Genomic DNA, 14505 nt, shown 5'->3' on the forward strand with positions numbered 1-14505 from the left:
TCCTCCAGCCGTCGAGCGGGGTCACGGGGTCCGGGGTTCTCCCCGGTTCAGCGCAGTATCAGCCAATCGGAAGCACGGGAAGAGATGTCGGCACCGAACAAGTCGTACGACCCAGTCGAGGTCGAGGCACTGAAACCGGAAGAGATCGAGCGCATGCGGGACGAGGCGCTCGCCGCCTTCGCCGCCGCCGGCGACCTCGACGCGCTCGCCCAGGCGAAGACCGCGCACACCGGAGGCACCTCGCCCCTGTCGCTCGCCAACCGCGAGATCGGCGCCCTGCCCCCGCAGGCCAAGGCCGAGGCGGGCAAGCGCGTGGGCCAGGCCCGCGGCGCCGTCTCCAAGGCACTGGCCGCCCGCCAGGCCGAGCTGGAGGCCGAGCGCGACGCCCGGGTGCTCGTCGAGGAGGCCGTGGATGTCACGCTGCCCTACGACCGCATCCCGGCCGGCGCCCGCCACCCGCTGACGACCATCATGGAGCGCGTCGCGGACGTCTTCGTGGCCATGGGCTACGAGATCGCCGAGGGCCCCGAGGTCGAGGCGGAGTGGTTCAACTTCGACGCCCTGAACTTCGTGCCCGACCACCCGGCCCGCCAGATGCAGGACACCTTCTTCGTCCAGGGCACCACGCCCGACGGGAAGGCGACCGAGGGCGACGAGTCCGGCGTCGTGCTGCGTACGCACACCTCCCCGGTCCAGGCCCGCTCGCTCCTGGAGCGCAAGCCCCCCGTCTACGTGGTCTGCCCCGGCCGGGTCTACCGCACCGACGAGCTGGACGCCACGCACACCCCGGTCTTCCACCAGATCGAGCTGCTCGCCGTCGACGAGGGCCTCACCATGGCCGACCTCAAGGGCACCCTCGACCACATGGTCCAGGCGCTCTTCGGACCGGACATGAAGACCCGGCTGCGGCCGAACTTCTTCCCGTTCACCGAGCCGTCCGCCGAGATGGACATGGTCTGCTACGTCTGCCGCGGCGAGTCCGTCGGCAACCCGGACCGCCCCTGCCGCACCTGCGGCAGCGAGGGCTGGATCGAGCTCGGCGGCTGCGGCATGGTCAACCCCAAGGTGCTCACCGCCTGCGGTGTCGACCCCAAGAAGTACAGCGGATTCGCCTTCGGGTTCGGCATCGAACGGATGCTGATGTTCCGCCACAACGTCGAAGACATGAGAGACATGGTCGAGGGTGACGTCCGGTTCACCCGGCCGTTCGGGATGGAGATCTGATGCGCGTCCCGCTTTCCTGGCTGCGGGAGTACGTCGACCTGCCGGCGACGGAGACCGGCCGTGACGTACAGGCCAAGCTCGTCTCCGTCGGCCTCGAGGTCGAGACCGTCGAGCAGATCGGTGCGGGCCTCAAGGGCCCCCTGGTCGTCGGCAAGGTCCTGACCATCGAGGAGCTGGAGGGGTTCAAGAAGCCCATCCGCTTCTGCACGGTCGACGTCGGCACCGCCAACGGCACCGGCGAACCGCAGGAGATCGTCTGCGGCGCCCGTAACTTCTCGGTCGGCGACAAGGTCGTCGTGGTCCTCCCGGGCGCGGTCCTGCCCGGCGACTTCGCGATCGCCGCCCGCAAGACGTACGGCAAGACCTCGCACGGCATGATCTGTTCCACCGACGAGCTCGGCATGGGCGACGACGGAACGCACGGCATCATCGTGCTGCCGCCGGAGCACGAGGTCGGCACCGACGCGATCGAGCTGCTCCAGCTCGTCGACGAGGTCCTCGACATCGCCGTCACCCCGGACCGCGGCTACTGCCTGTCGATGCGCGGTGTCGCCCGCGAGACCGCCACCGCGTACGGGCTGCCGCTGCGCGACCCGGCGCTCCTGGACGTGCCCGCGCCCAACGCGTACGGCTACCCGGTCAAGATCTCGGACCCGATCGGCTGCGACCGCTTCACCGCGCGCACCGTCACCGGTCTCCAGCCCGAGGCCCGCTCCCCGATCTGGATGCAGCGCCGTCTGCAGAAGGCCGGGATGCGGCCGATCTCGCTGGCCGTCGACATCACGAACTACGTGATGCTGGAGCTCGGCCAGCCGCTGCACGCCTACGACCGCACCCGGGTCGACGGGCCGATCGGTGTGCGCCGCGCCACGCAGGGCGAGAAGCTCACCACGCTGGACGGCACCGTGCGCGTGCTGGACGCCGAGGACCTCGTCATCACCGACAACCGCGGGCCGATCGGACTCGCGGGCGTCATGGGCGGTGCCAACACCGAGATCGCCGACGCGGACGGCGAGCACGCGCTCACCACCGAGGTCGTCATCGAGGCCGCGCACTTCGACGCGATCTCGATCGCCCGCACCGCGCGCCGCCACAAGCTGTCCTCCGAGGCGTCCAAGCGCTTCGAGCGGGGCGTCGACCCGCAGGCCGCCGCCGCTGCCGCGCAGCGCACGGTGGACCTGCTGGTCCTCCTCGCGGGCGGCACCGCCGAGGCCGGGGTCACCGAGATCACCTCGCCCCACGCGCCCCGGACCATCGCCATGCCGGCGAACCACCCCGACCGGGTGGCCGGTGTGGAGTACGGCCGCGAGACCGTCGTCCGCCGCCTCCAGGAGGTCGGCTGCGACGTCTACGGGCAGGACGAGCTGATCGTCACCGTCCCGTCCTGGCGGCCCGACCTGGGCGAGCCGAACGACCTGGCCGAAGAGGTCATCCGGCTTGAGGGCTACGAGAACCTGCCCTCCACCCTGCCGACGCCCCCCTCCGGCCGCGGTCTCACCGACCGCCAGCGGCTGCACCGCCGCATCGGCCGGGTGCTGGCCGGAGCCGGTTACGTCGAGGCGCTGAGCTACCCGTTCATCGGTGACGCGGTCCTGGACCAGCTCGGCCTGGACAAGGACGACGAGCGCCGCCGTACGGTGAAGCTCGTCAACCCGATCTCCGACGAGGAGCCGGCGCTTCGCACCACGCTGCTGCCGGGCCTCCTCGGCGCACTGCGGCGCAACGACGGCCGCGGCAGCCACGACCTGGCGCTCTTCGAGACCGGTCTGGTCTTCCGGCCCACCGGCGAGGAGACGCCCGCCGTCCGCCTCCCGGTCGACCGCCGGCCCACCGACGAGGAGATCGCCGGTCTCGACGCGGCCCTGCCGCGTCAGCCGCGCCGCGCCGCCGTCGTCCTCGCGGGCGCCCGTGAGCAGGCCGGCTGGTGGGGCAAGGGCACCCCGGCGACCTGGGCGGACGCCGTCGAGGCGGCCCGGTCCATCGCCGCCGAGGCCGGTGTGGAGGTCATCGTCCGCGCCGATCAGCACGCCCCGTGGCACCCGGGCCGCTGCGCCGCGCTGTACGTCACCGTGAACGGCGAGGAGACCCTCTTCGGACACGCGGGCGAACTCCACCCGCGCGTCATCAAGGCGCTCCACCTGCCCGAGCGGACCTGCGCCGCCGAGGTCGAGCTGGACGTCCTGGAGAAGGCCGTCGACGGAGCGCTCCAGGCACCCCGGATCTCCACCTTCCCGGTGGCGACCCAGGACGTCGCGCTCGTCGTCGCCGGGGACGTCCCGGCCGCCGACGTGGAGCGGGCGCTGCGCGAGGGCGCGGGTGAACTCCTCGAATCGCTGCGGCTGTTCGACGTCTTCACCGGCGAGCAGATCGGCGGGGGCAACAAGTCCCTGGCGTACGCGCTGCGCTTCCGCGCCGCCGACCGCACGCTGACCGTCGAGGAGGCCTCGGCCGCCCGGGACAGCGCGGTGGCCCTGGCCGCCGAGCGCACGGGCGCGGTGCTGCGCGGGGCGTAGCACCCCCGGAGCGTGGAGAAGGGGCGTATCCGGCCACCGGATACGCCCCTTCTTCTTGTCCCGCCGGGCGGCGGAGGGACCGCACGCGGACCGGACACGGAACCGGGAGGAAGCGCGGTTCCGGCCCCGACCCGCAGCCACCCTCCTTCGTCGTTGGGCAGTGGGTCGTGCGATCCTGCGCCCGTCCGCACGGCCACGGAGTGTCGGGCAGGCCGGCGGTGCGGACGGACGCGGGTGCGGGTCGTCAACCGTTACGAGGGGGAGCCGACGACCCGGCCGCCTCTTGCGAGGAGCTCATTCAACCGAGCCCCGGTGGTGCGCGGCAGAGTGCACAGCAGGAGGGTTCGGGCATTCCGTTCACACCCCGTGTGAATCGTGCTCCACTAGGCTCATTGCGACACGCACTGGGGGGACGATGGAGCCGAATGTCCTGCTCGAATCCCTGATCGACGAGGCCGGGATGTCCCGGGCGGGGCTCGCCGGTCACATCAACCGGGCGGGCCGGGCCCGCGGCCTGAGCCTGCGGTACGAACACACCGCGGTCTCCCGCTGGCTCAAGGGGCAGCGTCCGCGCGGTCAGGTGCCGGACCTCATCTGCGAGGTGCTGGGCGGCCGGCTGGGGCGCCCGGTCGCACTGGACGACGTGGGCATGGGCATCTCCGGCGGCCACGACACCGGGACCGCACCGCGCAGCGCCTCCCTCTCCGGCTTCGTCGAGCGGGCCACCGCGCTCTGGCGCTCCGACGAACAGCAGCGCCCCCACCTGGCCACCGTGCCCGCCGTCACCGGCACGACGGCGGTGATGCCGGTCTGGGAGTGGGAGAACCCGCCGGAGGACACCGACGTCTCCCGCCCGGGCCCCGCCCTGGTCAGCTCGGCCGACATAGAGACCCTCCGGTCCGCGCGCGACCACTACGAGCAGATGTACCGCAAGGCGGGCGGCATCGCGACCAGACCCCGGATCGTCCGCTTCCTCAACGCCGAGGCCGCGCCCCTGCTGCGTGGCGGCCACAGCGACGCACTCGGCCGCAGGCTGCACCGGGCGACGGCGGCACTGGTGGCGGTCGCCGGTATCTGCGCGTACGACTCCGACGCCCACGGCCTCGCCCAGCGCTACTTCCACCAGGCCCTGCGGCTCGCCAAGTCCAGCGGCGACCGCGCGCTCGGCGGCTATGTGATCGCCCTGCTCGTCACCCAGTCGCTCTTCCTCGGCGACCACCGCCGTTCCATCGCCTTCGCCGAGGCCGCGCTGCGGGCCTCGGGCGGCCACATCACCCCGGCGCTCGCCGCCGATCTGCACGCCATGCAGGCCAAGGCGTACGCCCACCTCGGCGACGCGGCGGCCGCCCGGGCCTGCATCGGCCGGGCCGAGGCCCAGGCGGGCCGGATCCACACCGGACGGGAGCCGGACGAGACCGGATACGTCCAGCCGGGTCTGGTCGACGTCCAGGTGGCGGAGGCACTGCTCAGCCTCGGGGATCTGCCCGCAGCACGGGAGCACGCGGCCTCCGCGGTGCGCGCCCCGGCGCACGACCGGGGGCGCGTGCACCGCCTGGCCATGCTCAGCCATATCGAGCTGCTCCAGGGCGAGCCGGACCGGGCGGCCGGTACGGCGGCCGAAATGGCCGAGCGGGCCCGGGGCATGGAGTCCCGGCGGCTGCGCGACCGGCTGTGCGAGGTCCGGCAGCAGCTCGCGGAGAGCGGCTGCGCCGATGCCGTACAGACGGCCCATCTGATCGGCGGGGCGCTCCGCGTGCCTCTGTGAGCTCCGCCGCGCACCCGCCGTTCATTCCGCTTCGCGGCCGACCCTGCTGGCATGTTGCCACCAACATGTCGAAAGGCGGCAGAACTGTGCAGTGGACGAACTTGAGCGAACAGAATGTGTATCAGAACCGTTGGTTCCGGGTGAACCTGGCGGATGTCCAGCTCCCCGACGGCAGCCATCTCGACCACTTCGTCATCCGGCTGCGGCCCGTCGCCGCGGCCACCGTCGTCAACGAGGCGGACGAGGTGCTGCTGCTCTGGCGCCACCGGTTCATCACCGACAGCTGGGGGTGGGAGCTGGCCGCGGGGGTCGTCGATGACGGCGAGGACATCGCGGCGGCGGCGGCCCGTGAGATGGAGGAGGAGACCGGCTGGCGCCCCGGCCCGCTGCGCCCGCTGCTCACCGTGGAGCCCGCCAACGGCCTCACCGACGCCCGCCACCACCTCTACTGGGCAGAAGAGGCGCAGTACACGGGGCCTCCGCAGGACGCCTTCGAGTCCTCGCGCCGGGAGTGGATACCGCTGAAGCTGGTCCCGGACATGATCGCCCGGGGAGAGGTGCCCGCGGCGAACATGGCGGCCGCGCTGCTGATGCTGCACCACCTGAGGCTGGGCTGAGGCCCTTCCGGCACCTGAGCGCCTCGTACGCACGAGGAGCCGGCCCCGGGGTGTCCGGGACCGGCTCCACGAGGTGACGGGGGCGTCAGGCGTACGGGTAGAAGCCCGACCCCGTCTTGCGGCCGAGGCGGCCCGCGTCGACCATGCGCTGGAGCAGCGGGGGAGCGGCGTACAGCGGCTCCTTGTACTCGGCGTACATCGAGTCGGCGACGGAGGCCACGGTGTCCAGGCCGATCAGGTCCGCGAGCTTCAGCGGGCCCATCGGGTGGGCGCAGCCCATCTCCATGCCGTTGTCGATGTCCTCACGGCTCGCGATGCCCGACTCGAACATCCGGATCGCGGAGAGCAGGTACGGGATCAGCAGCGCGTTCACGACGAAGCCGGACCTGTCCTGGGCGCGGATCGGGTGCTTGCCCAGCACGTCCTGCACCACGGCCTCGGCGCGCTTGATCGTCTCGTCCGACGTGGTCAGCGCCGGGATCAGCTCGACCAGCTTCTGGACCGGGGCCGGGTTGAAGAAGTGGATGCCGATGACCCGGTCCGGGCGCGAGGTCGCCACGGCCAGCTTCACCAGCGGGATGGAGGAGGTGTTGGAGGCCAGGATCGCGTCCTGCCGGGTCACCACCTGGTCGAGCACCTGGAAGATCTCGGTCTTGACCTGCTCGTTCTCCACGACGGCCTCGATGACGAGATCGCGGTCGGCGAACTCCCCGAGATCGGTGGTGAAGCTCAGCCGGCCGAGGGTCTCGTCCCGCTCCTCCGCGCTGATCTTGCCGCGCTCGGCGGCCTTCGAGAGGGAGTTGTGCAGCCGGGTGCGGCCGATCTCCAGCGCCTCGCCGGTGGTCTCGGCGACCTTCACTTCGAGGCCGCTGCGCGCGCACACCTCCGCGATCCCTGCGCCCATCTGGCCACAGCCCACCACCCCGACGCGTGCAATGTCGGCCATAGAGTCCGTCACCTCGTGCCTTTCGATGTTCTCCGCATTGCAGGGTCCCGTGTGATTCCGGTGCCCGCCTCGACCCCACGACGTTACTCCGCGAGCCCACCCCGGTGACCTGCGGGTCATCCGGCTACGGACGGGCATCATTCTGTTACGTACAGCAAGGGGGGTCGTGGTCGACGTGAGAGACGAGGGTGGCGCATGCGACGGACAGGGATGACCCGGAGATCACTCGTGGCCAGTGCGGCCGCGCTGGTGGCGGCGATGACGACGGGCGGTGACGCGGTGGCCTCCCAGCCGGATCGGGCCCTGCGGGGAGGGGGCGACGGCGAGGACCGGTTCGCGCGGGGCGAGCTGCGCGGGGTGTGGATCGCCACGGTCGCCAACCTGGACTGGCCCTCCAGGGCCGGCCTCACGGCGGCGGCCCAGGAGGCCGAGCTGATCGCCCACCTGGACCGGGCGGTCGCGCTGCGGCTCAACGCGGTGGTGCTCCAGGTCCGGCCGACCGCGGACGCCCTGTGGCCCTCCCCGTACGAGCCGTGGGCCGCGTGTCTCACCGGGGTCCAGGGCAAGGACCCCGGCTGGGACCCGCTCGCCACCGCCGTCCGCGAGGCACATGACCGGGGGCTCGAACTGCACGCCTGGTTCAACCCGTACCGGGTGGCGAACCACACCGACCCCACCCGCCTCGCCGCCTCCCACCCGGCCCGGCTCCACCCGGAGTGGGTCCTGCCGTACGGCGGGAAGCTCTACTACAACCCCGGGCTGCCGGAGGTCCGCAGCTTCGTCCAGGACGCCATGCTGGACGCCGTCCGCCGGTACGCGATCGACGCGGTGCACTGGGATGACTACTTCTACCCGTACCCGGTGGCGGGTGAGGCGTTCAAGGACGACGCCGCCTACGAGCGGTACGGGGCCGGGTTCCCGGACCGGGCCGCCTGGCGCCGCGACAACACCGACCGGCTGGTCCGCGAGATGGGCGAGCGGATCCGGGAGACCCGGCAGGGCGTCCGGTTCGGCATCAGCCCCTTCGCCGTCTGGCGCAACGCCTCGACCGACCCGCTCGGCTCCGACACCCGGGCCGGCGTGGAGACTTACGACGACCTGCACGCCGACACCCGTAAATGGGTCAAGGAGGGATGGATCGACTACATCGCCCCGCAGATCTACTGGCATATCGGCCTCGCCGCCGCCGACTACGCCAAGGTCCTCGCCTGGTGGAGCGCGACCGTACGGGGCACGGGCGTGGGCCTGTACGTGGGGGAGGCGCTGTACAAGGCGGGCGACCCGGCCCAGCCGGCCCCCTGGCAGGACCCGGCGGAGCTCTCCCGCCACCTCACCCTCGCCAGGGACCACGAGGAGGTGGGCGGGCACATCTTCTTCTCCGCCAAGCACGTGGCGGCCGACCGGATCGGGGCGATGGCCCGGGTGGTCGCCGACCACTACCAGGACCGGGTGCGCGCGCCGCGCTGAGAGCAGTGGGGCCGGAGCCGCTCGGACCCCGGCCCCGGCCCTGCTAGTGCTGGTCCCGGGGCGCCTCGACGTGCTGGACGACGCTGTCGGGGCCGGGGGACATCAGGTGCTCGTGGCCGTCGGGGAGCCGGATCCGGTACGGAGGGGCGCCCCCGTCCCCGAGTACTTCGATGATCTCTGCGACCCGGTCGTGCTGTCCCACGGTCCTGCCGTGCATCAGCAGCCGGTCGCCCGCGTGTGCCTCCATCGGGGGTGACCTCCTCAGGGGTGGCGGTCCGCCTGTCCGTACGGCCAAGTCTATGACCGTACGGGCGCGGATTCCCCTGCCGCACGCTGGGCCGCCCGGTCCCGGCGGCCCGTCCGCTGGGTGGCGGCGATGCAGACCAGCACCGCCACCGCCGCGAGCGGAGCCGCCGCCGACACCTCCTCGCCGAGCAGCAGGAAGGACCATGCCAGCGTCAGCAGCGGCTGCGCGAGCTGGAGCTGACTGGCCCGGGGGACGCCGATCTCGGCCATGCCCTTGTACCAGACGTAGAGCCCGAAGAAGGTCGATCCGGCGGCCACCCAGACCAGGCCGAGGATGCCGTGCGCGGTGAGGTGGACCGGCTCCAGCGGCAGGGCCACCGCGCTGCCCGCCACCGCGAGCGGCAGGCACAGGATCAGCGCCCAGCCGACCACCTGCCACCCCGGCATCACCCGGGCCAGCCGGCCGCCCTCGGTGTACCCGGCCGCGCACACCAGCAGCGCGCCGAACAGATACAGGTCACCCGGGGCCAGGGCGCCACCGCTCTGCTGCACGGTGAAGCCGATCACGACGGCCGCCCCGGCCAGGGCCGCGGCCCAGAACGTACGGGAGGGGCGTTCGCCGGTACGCAGCGACCCCAGCACCGCGGTCGTCAGCGGCAGCAGCCCCACGACCACGGCGGCGTGCGAGGTGGTGGAGGTCTGCAGGGCCAGGGTCGTCAGCAGCGGGAACCCCACGACCACGCCGCCCGCCACCACCGCGAGCCCGCCCCAGTGGTGGCGCGCGGGCACCGGCGCCCGGACCGCCAGCAGGAAGCCGCCCGCGATCACGGCGGCGAGCGTGGAGCGCAGGGCGACGAGTGACCAGGGGCCGAAGCTCTCCAGGCCCCAGGCGGTGGAGGGGAAGGTGAGCGAGAACGCGACGACGCCGAGCGCGGCGAGCAGGGAGCCGCGGCGGGCGGGGGCCTTCACGGTGTGCTGCGGCGCGCCGGTACCGGGCGTCGGGGAGGTCTCCGTACCGATGGTGACCGCTATCGTTCCTGCTGCGGTAGCGCTATCCTGTGCTCTCATGCAAGAGCGTAGCAGCGTCGCGGAACTGGTCACTTCCCTGCGGTCCGAACTGAACCGCTACTCGCCGGGTGGGAAGCTGCCGTCCAGTCGTGCGCTCGTCGAGCGGTTCCGGGTCAGCCCCGTCACCGTCTCCCGCGCCATCGCCCAGCTCGCCGCCGAAGGGCTCGTCACCACCCGCCCCGGCTCCGGCGCCTTCCGGGCCGAGCCCCGCGCCGAGGTCCCCGCCCCCGGGGACACCTCCTGGCAGGAAGTGTCGCTGAGCGGCGACGGCGGACCCGAGGTCGTGCCCCGTACGGTCGACGCCTCCGGGGTCCTGGCCACCCTCGCCGCACCACCGCCCGGCACCGTCGAGTTCAACGGCGGCTACCTCCACGCCTCCCTCCAGCCCGAGCGGGCCCTGGCCGCCGCCCTCGCCAGGGCCGGCCGCCGCCCGGGCGCCTGGGGCCGCCCGCCCACGGACGGGCTGCCCGAACTGCGGTCCTGGTTCGCCCGCGAGATCGGCCCGGCCGTCTCCGGCTCCGACGTCCTGATCACAGCGGGCGGCCAGAGCGCCCTGGCCACCGCGCTGCGCGCCCTCGCCCCGCCCGGCGCCCCGGTCCTGGTCGAGTCGCCCACCTACCCCGGGATGCTCGCCGTGGCCCGTGCCACGGGGCTGCGCCCGGTCCCCGTCCCGATGGACGGGGACGGGGTCCGGCCCGAGCTGCTCGCCGACGCGTTCCGCGCCACCGGGGCCCGGGTCTTCGTCACCCAGCCCCTCTTCCAGAATCCCACGGGGGTCACGCTCACCCCCGCCCGCAGGCCCGAGATCCTGGCGATCGCACGGGCGGCCGGGGCGTTCGTCATCGAGGACGACTTCGCCCGGCGGCTCGTCCACGAGGACGCCGGACCGCTCCCGGCTCCCCTGGCCGCCGACGACCCCGACGGCGTGGTCGTCCACGTCTGCTCCCTCACCAAGGTCACCTCGCCCAGCCTCCGGGTCGGCGCACTGGCCGCCCGGGGCCCGGTCCTCGAACGCCTGCGCGCCATCCAGGTCGTCGACAGCTTCTTCGTACCGAGGCCGCTCCAGGAGGCCGCGCTCGAACTCGTCGGCTCCCCCTCCTGGGGCCGCCACCTGGCCGCGGTGGCGGCTGAGCTGCGCAGCCGCCGTACGGTGATGGCCGCCGCCCTCCGCTCCGAGCTGCCCGCCCTCGCCCTGCCCCACGTGCCGACGGGCGGCGGCAGCCTCTGGCTCCGGATCCCGGCGACCGGCGCGGGAACGGGCCCCGACGAGTCCGCCGTCGCCTCCGCGGCCCTGCGCGCCTCGGTCGCCATCGCCCCGGGCAGCCCGTACTTCTGCGCCGAACCCCCGGCGGGACACGTACGGCTGAGCTTCGCCGCGGTTTCGGGGGCGGCCGAGATCGCGGAGGGCGTCCGCCGGCTCCGTACCGCGTACGACGGGCTTCGGCCTCCCGGGGCGTCCGGGAGCTGACCGGGGGAGTCCGGGCACCACGGGCGCGCACCGGGCGCGCCCGGAATCCGACCGGGCGGGCTCGTGCGCCCGGGCAGACCTGCGCACACCGGGCGCGCGGAATGCGACCGGGCGGGCCCGTGCACTTCAGCGAGTCCGCAAACTCACAAGGCGACGCGTGCACCCCGGCCGCGCCCGGAATGCGACCTGGCGGGCCCGCGCGCACCGGCGCCCTCTTGACCGGACAGGCGTTCGGCACCACCATCCGGCCATGACGCATCGGGTCACCCTGGTCGCGGCGGCGCGCACCTCCCCCCGCCTGGCCGAGCGCTTCGACGACGACCGGCCGCTCGACCACGCCGGCTGGCACGAGGTGCAGCTCGTCGCCCACACCCTGGTCCCGCTCGGGGCGGCCGAACTGCGTTACTGCTCGCCCACCCCGCGCAGCCGTGCCACCGGCGACGCGCTCGGCTACGCCCCGATGGCCCAGCCCGCCCTGCGCGACTGCGACATGGGCCGCTGGCGCGGTATGACCCTGGCCGAGGTCGCCGCCCGGGAACCGGCCGCCGTGGACGCCTGGCTCGCCGACCCGGGCAGCGCCCCGCACGGCGGGGAGTCCCTCCTCGGCTTCATCGGGCGGATAGGGGGCTGGCTGGACACCCGCCCGGCCTGCGACGGCTTCATCGTCGCGGTCGCCGAACCCGCCGTGATCCGCGCGGCCCTCGTCTACGCGCTGAACGTGCCGCCGACGGCGTACTGGAACATCGACGTCCGCCCGCTTTCCACCATCACGCTCGCCGGCTCGCCCGGCCGCTGGAGCCTGAGCCTGGAGTCCGGCATCCGCTGACCTCGGCGGGCACCCGCCCTTCCCTCCAGTCCGACCAGTCGGTACGTTGCTGGGGCATCGGTCCGGACCGTATCCAAGGAGGCCACGTGCCGCAGATCCACGGCCACTGCGACGACCGGTTCGCCGGGGTCCGGGACGCCTTCGAGGAGAACTTCACGGCCCGCGGCGAACTGGGCGCGGCGCTCACCGTCCTCTCCGACGGCATACCCGTGGTGGACCTCTGGGGCGGCTGGGCCGACGAGGCCCGCACCCGCCCCTGGGAGCGGGACACCCTGGTCAACGTCTGGTCCACCGGGAAGGGCCCCACCGCGCTCTGCGCCCACGTCCTGGCCGACCGGGGCCTCCTCGACCTCGACGCGCCCGTCGCCGCGTACTGGCCGGAGTTCGCGGCGAACGGCAAGGGATCCGTTCTCGTACGCCACCTCCTGTCGCACCGCTCCGGGGTCGCCGGAGTGGGCGTGCCGCACACCCTGGACGAGCTGTACGACTGGGAACTGACCTGCGCCCGGCTCGCCGCGACCGCGCCCATGTGGGAGCCGGGGACCCGGTCCGGCTACCACGCGATCTCGTACGGATTCCTCGTCGGCGAGGTGGTCCGCAGGGTCAGCGGGGTGCTGCCCGGGGAGTTTCTCCGGCAGGAGATCACCGGCCCGCTGGGCATCGACTTCACCTTCGGCCTCCCGGAGAAGGAGACCCACCGGCTCGCCGAACTCGTCCAGGACCGCACCGACCGGGCTGCCCAGGCCGCGCTGCTGGCCCGGATGCAACCGGTGGCCGTCGCCTCCCTGCTCAACCCGCCCACCGGCCGGGCCGCCGCCAACACACCCGGGTGGCGCGCCGCCGAGATCCCCGCCGCCAACGGCCACGGCACCGCCCGCGCGGTCGCCGCGCTCTACGGGATCCTCGCCGGACGCGGTAGCCTCGGCGGCCATCGGATCCTCTCCGAGCAGGCCGTCGAACGGGTCCGTGAGAGCCAGGGCTCCTGCCGCGACCTCGTCCTCGGGGATGCCTTCGCCCACGAGACGGAGATCGCCCTCGGCCTCTGGCTGAGCGGCCGCAACCGCTCCTACGGACCCAACCCGCGGGCGATGGGCCACGACGGCGCGGGCGGCTCCTGCGGACTGGCCGACCCGGAAGCGGGAATAGCCCTCGGGTACGTCATGAACCGCATGGGCTCCGGTGTGGCCGACGACCCGCGGAAGACGGCCCTGGTCGACGCGGTCTACGCGGCCCACCGGGACGCCGCCCGAGGGTGACCCGGAACGCCGCCCGCGGATGACCCGGGGTGAGAGGAACGTGACATTCCACTGCGCCTACCCAACCCGGGTTTCGCCTGCGGTTGCCAGGAATGTGAGGATGTCACCATGACAACCAAGGTCTACTTCGACATCACCATCAACGACGCGCCCGCAGGGCGGATCACGTTCAACCTGTTCGACGACGTCGTCCCCAAGACGGCGGAGAACTTCCGCGCGCTCGCCACCGGTGAGAAGGGCTTCGGCTACGCCGGCTCCTCCTTCCACCGCGTGATCACCGACTTCATGCTCCAGGGCGGGGACTTCACCCGCGGCGACGGCACCGGCGGCAAGAGCATCTACGGCGAGAAGTTCGCCGACGAGAACTTCAAGCTGAAGCACGACCGCGTGGGCCTGCTCTCGATGGCCAACGCCGGCCCGAACACCAACGGCTCGCAGTTCTTCATCACCACGGTGCTCACCCCGTGGCTGGACGGCAAGCACGTGGTCTTCGGCGAGGTCGCCGACGAGGACAGCCTGGCCCTGGTCCGCAAGATCGAGGCGCTCGGCTCCTCCAGCGGCCGCACCAGCGCCAAGGTCACCATCGCCGAGTCCGGCACCCTCTGAGCGAAGCGGGGCCTTCGGGCCCGGCAGACCAGGAAGCCCGGCCGACGCACTGCGTCGGCCGGGCTTCCTGGTCTTCGTCGGCTGCGGTCAGTTCGACCGGGCGGCGCGCTCCGCGTTGCGCTCCTTGATCCGGGCGGCCTCCTTGCGGACCTCCGCCTGGGTGGCCCGCTCCTTCTTGAGCCACTCGGGCATCTCGTCCTTGAGGGCGTCGACCTGCTCGGTGGTGAGGGCATCGGCGACCCCGCCGCGGGCGAGCCCCGCGATGGAGATGCCGAGCTTCGCCGCGATCACCGGGCGGGGGTGCGGACCGGTGCGGCGCAGCTCCACCAGCCACGCGGGCGGATCGGTCTGGAGGGCGTTGAGCTCGGTGCGCGAGACGGCACCCTCCTGGAACTCGGCGGGGGTGGCCTGGAGGTACACACCCAGCTTCTTCGCCGCGGTGGCGGGCTTCATGGTCTGGGCGGTCTTGTGCGACGTCATGGGTCCAGGGTATCGACCATGGG

General features: G+C 72.9%; 13 protein-coding genes. 9 read left to right on the top strand and 4 right to left on the bottom strand.

Annotated elements, in window-relative coordinates:
- Positions 1–84: 84 nt before the first annotated feature.
- From pheS to IE264_RS29895, 4 genes are all read left to right on the top strand, one after another.
- Complete coding sequence (pheS, locus tag IE264_RS29880) at positions 85–1224, top strand: phenylalanine--tRNA ligase subunit alpha (protein WP_015607467.1); 1140 nt, start codon at positions 85–87, stop codon at positions 1222–1224.
- Complete coding sequence (gene pheT, locus IE264_RS29885; RefSeq protein WP_032758392.1) at positions 1224–3737, top strand: phenylalanine--tRNA ligase subunit beta; 2514 nt, start codon at positions 1224–1226, stop codon at positions 3735–3737. The genes pheS and pheT overlap by 1 nt, the downstream gene beginning before the upstream one ends.
- Positions 3738–4152: 415 nt before the next feature.
- Complete coding sequence (locus tag IE264_RS29890) at positions 4153–5502, top strand: NsdA family TPR-like regulatory protein (protein WP_032758393.1); 1350 nt, start codon at positions 4153–4155, stop codon at positions 5500–5502.
- A gap of 86 nt (positions 5503–5588) precedes the next feature.
- Entirely contained in the window at positions 5589–6119 is a 531-nt protein-coding gene (locus IE264_RS29895; RefSeq protein ID WP_015607464.1) for an NUDIX domain-containing protein, read from the top strand.
- An 85-nt stretch (positions 6120–6204) separates the two neighbouring features.
- Here the strand turns inward: IE264_RS29895 and IE264_RS29900 are convergent, their stop codons facing one another.
- The gene (locus tag IE264_RS29900) at positions 6205–7065 is read right to left on the bottom strand and encodes a 3-hydroxybutyryl-CoA dehydrogenase (protein WP_015607463.1); all 861 of its coding nucleotides are present in this window, start codon (positions 7063–7065) and stop codon (positions 6205–6207) included.
- Positions 7066–7260: 195 nt separating this feature from the next.
- On the opposite strand from IE264_RS29900, the gene IE264_RS29905 reads away from it, so the two are divergent.
- Complete coding sequence (locus IE264_RS29905; protein ID WP_439904094.1) at positions 7261–8532, top strand: glycoside hydrolase family 10-like protein; 1272 nt, start codon at positions 7261–7263, stop codon at positions 8530–8532.
- A gap of 43 nt (positions 8533–8575) precedes the next feature.
- Here the strand turns inward: IE264_RS29905 and IE264_RS29910 are convergent, their stop codons facing one another.
- A complete protein-coding gene (locus IE264_RS29910; protein ID WP_015607461.1) occupies positions 8576–8779 on the bottom strand; it encodes a DUF1918 domain-containing protein in 204 nt (67 codons plus the stop codon).
- A 50-nt stretch (positions 8780–8829) separates the two neighbouring features.
- Positions 8830–9846, bottom strand: a complete 1017-nt coding sequence (locus tag IE264_RS29915) for a DMT family transporter (protein WP_078657520.1) — start codon at positions 9844–9846, stop codon at positions 8830–8832.
- Here IE264_RS29915 and IE264_RS29920 point away from each other — a divergent pair.
- The 4 genes from IE264_RS29920 (at position 9845) to IE264_RS29935 (ending at position 14002) form a co-directional block, all read left to right on the top strand.
- Positions 9845–11314, top strand: coding sequence for an aminotransferase-like domain-containing protein (locus IE264_RS29920; protein WP_032758395.1), 1470 nt, complete (start codon positions 9845–9847; stop codon positions 11312–11314). The genes IE264_RS29915 and IE264_RS29920 overlap by 2 nt on opposite strands.
- A 250-nt stretch (positions 11315–11564) precedes the next feature.
- A complete protein-coding gene (locus IE264_RS29925) occupies positions 11565–12140 on the top strand; it encodes a histidine phosphatase family protein (RefSeq protein WP_032758396.1) in 576 nt (191 codons plus the stop codon).
- An 86-nt stretch (positions 12141–12226) separates the two neighbouring features.
- Positions 12227–13396 (top strand): EstA family serine hydrolase, encoded by a 1170-nt coding sequence (locus IE264_RS29930; RefSeq protein WP_032758397.1) that lies wholly within the window; start codon positions 12227–12229, stop codon positions 13394–13396.
- A 108-nt stretch (positions 13397–13504) separates the two neighbouring features.
- Entirely contained in the window at positions 13505–14002 is a 498-nt protein-coding gene (locus tag IE264_RS29935; protein WP_015607456.1) for a peptidylprolyl isomerase, read from the top strand.
- Between the two features lie 87 nt (positions 14003–14089).
- On the opposite strand, the gene IE264_RS29940 is transcribed toward IE264_RS29935, so the two are convergent.
- The gene (locus tag IE264_RS29940; protein WP_015607455.1) at positions 14090–14482 is read right to left on the bottom strand and encodes a DUF5997 family protein; all 393 of its coding nucleotides are present in this window, start codon (positions 14480–14482) and stop codon (positions 14090–14092) included.
- Positions 14483–14505: the final 23 nt, after the last annotated feature.

The organism is Streptomyces microflavus (assembly GCF_014650075.1).
GTDB lineage: Bacteria > Actinomycetota > Actinomycetes > Streptomycetales > Streptomycetaceae > Streptomyces > Streptomyces microflavus.

Bases quoted from the DNA above. Each gene is read 5' to 3' on its own strand.
- pheS (WP_015607467.1), top strand. From the start codon at position 85: ATGTCGGCACCGAACAAGTCGTACGACCCAGTCGAGGTCGAGGCACTG.
- pheT (WP_032758392.1), top strand. From the start codon at position 1,224: ATGCGCGTCCCGCTTTCCTGGCTGCGGGAGTACGTCGACCTGCCGGCG.
- IE264_RS29890 (WP_032758393.1), top strand. From the start codon at position 4,153: ATGGAGCCGAATGTCCTGCTCGAATCCCTGATCGACGAGGCCGGGATG.
- IE264_RS29900 (WP_015607463.1), bottom strand. From the start codon at position 7,065: ATGGCCGACATTGCACGCGTCGGGGTGGTGGGCTGTGGCCAGATGGGC.
- IE264_RS29905 (WP_439904094.1), top strand. From the start codon at position 7,261: ATGCGACGGACAGGGATGACCCGGAGATCACTCGTGGCCAGTGCGGCC.
- IE264_RS29910 (WP_015607461.1), bottom strand. From the start codon at position 8,779: ATGGAGGCACACGCGGGCGACCGGCTGCTGATGCACGGCAGGACCGTG.
- IE264_RS29920 (WP_032758395.1), top strand. From the start codon at position 9,845: ATGCAAGAGCGTAGCAGCGTCGCGGAACTGGTCACTTCCCTGCGGTCC.
- IE264_RS29915 (WP_078657520.1), bottom strand. From the start codon at position 9,846: ATGAGAGCACAGGATAGCGCTACCGCAGCAGGAACGATAGCGGTCACC.
- IE264_RS29925 (WP_032758396.1), top strand. From the start codon at position 11,565: ATGACGCATCGGGTCACCCTGGTCGCGGCGGCGCGCACCTCCCCCCGC.
- IE264_RS29935 (WP_015607456.1), top strand. From the start codon at position 13,505: ATGACAACCAAGGTCTACTTCGACATCACCATCAACGACGCGCCCGCA.
- IE264_RS29940 (WP_015607455.1), bottom strand. From the start codon at position 14,482: ATGACGTCGCACAAGACCGCCCAGACCATGAAGCCCGCCACCGCGGCG.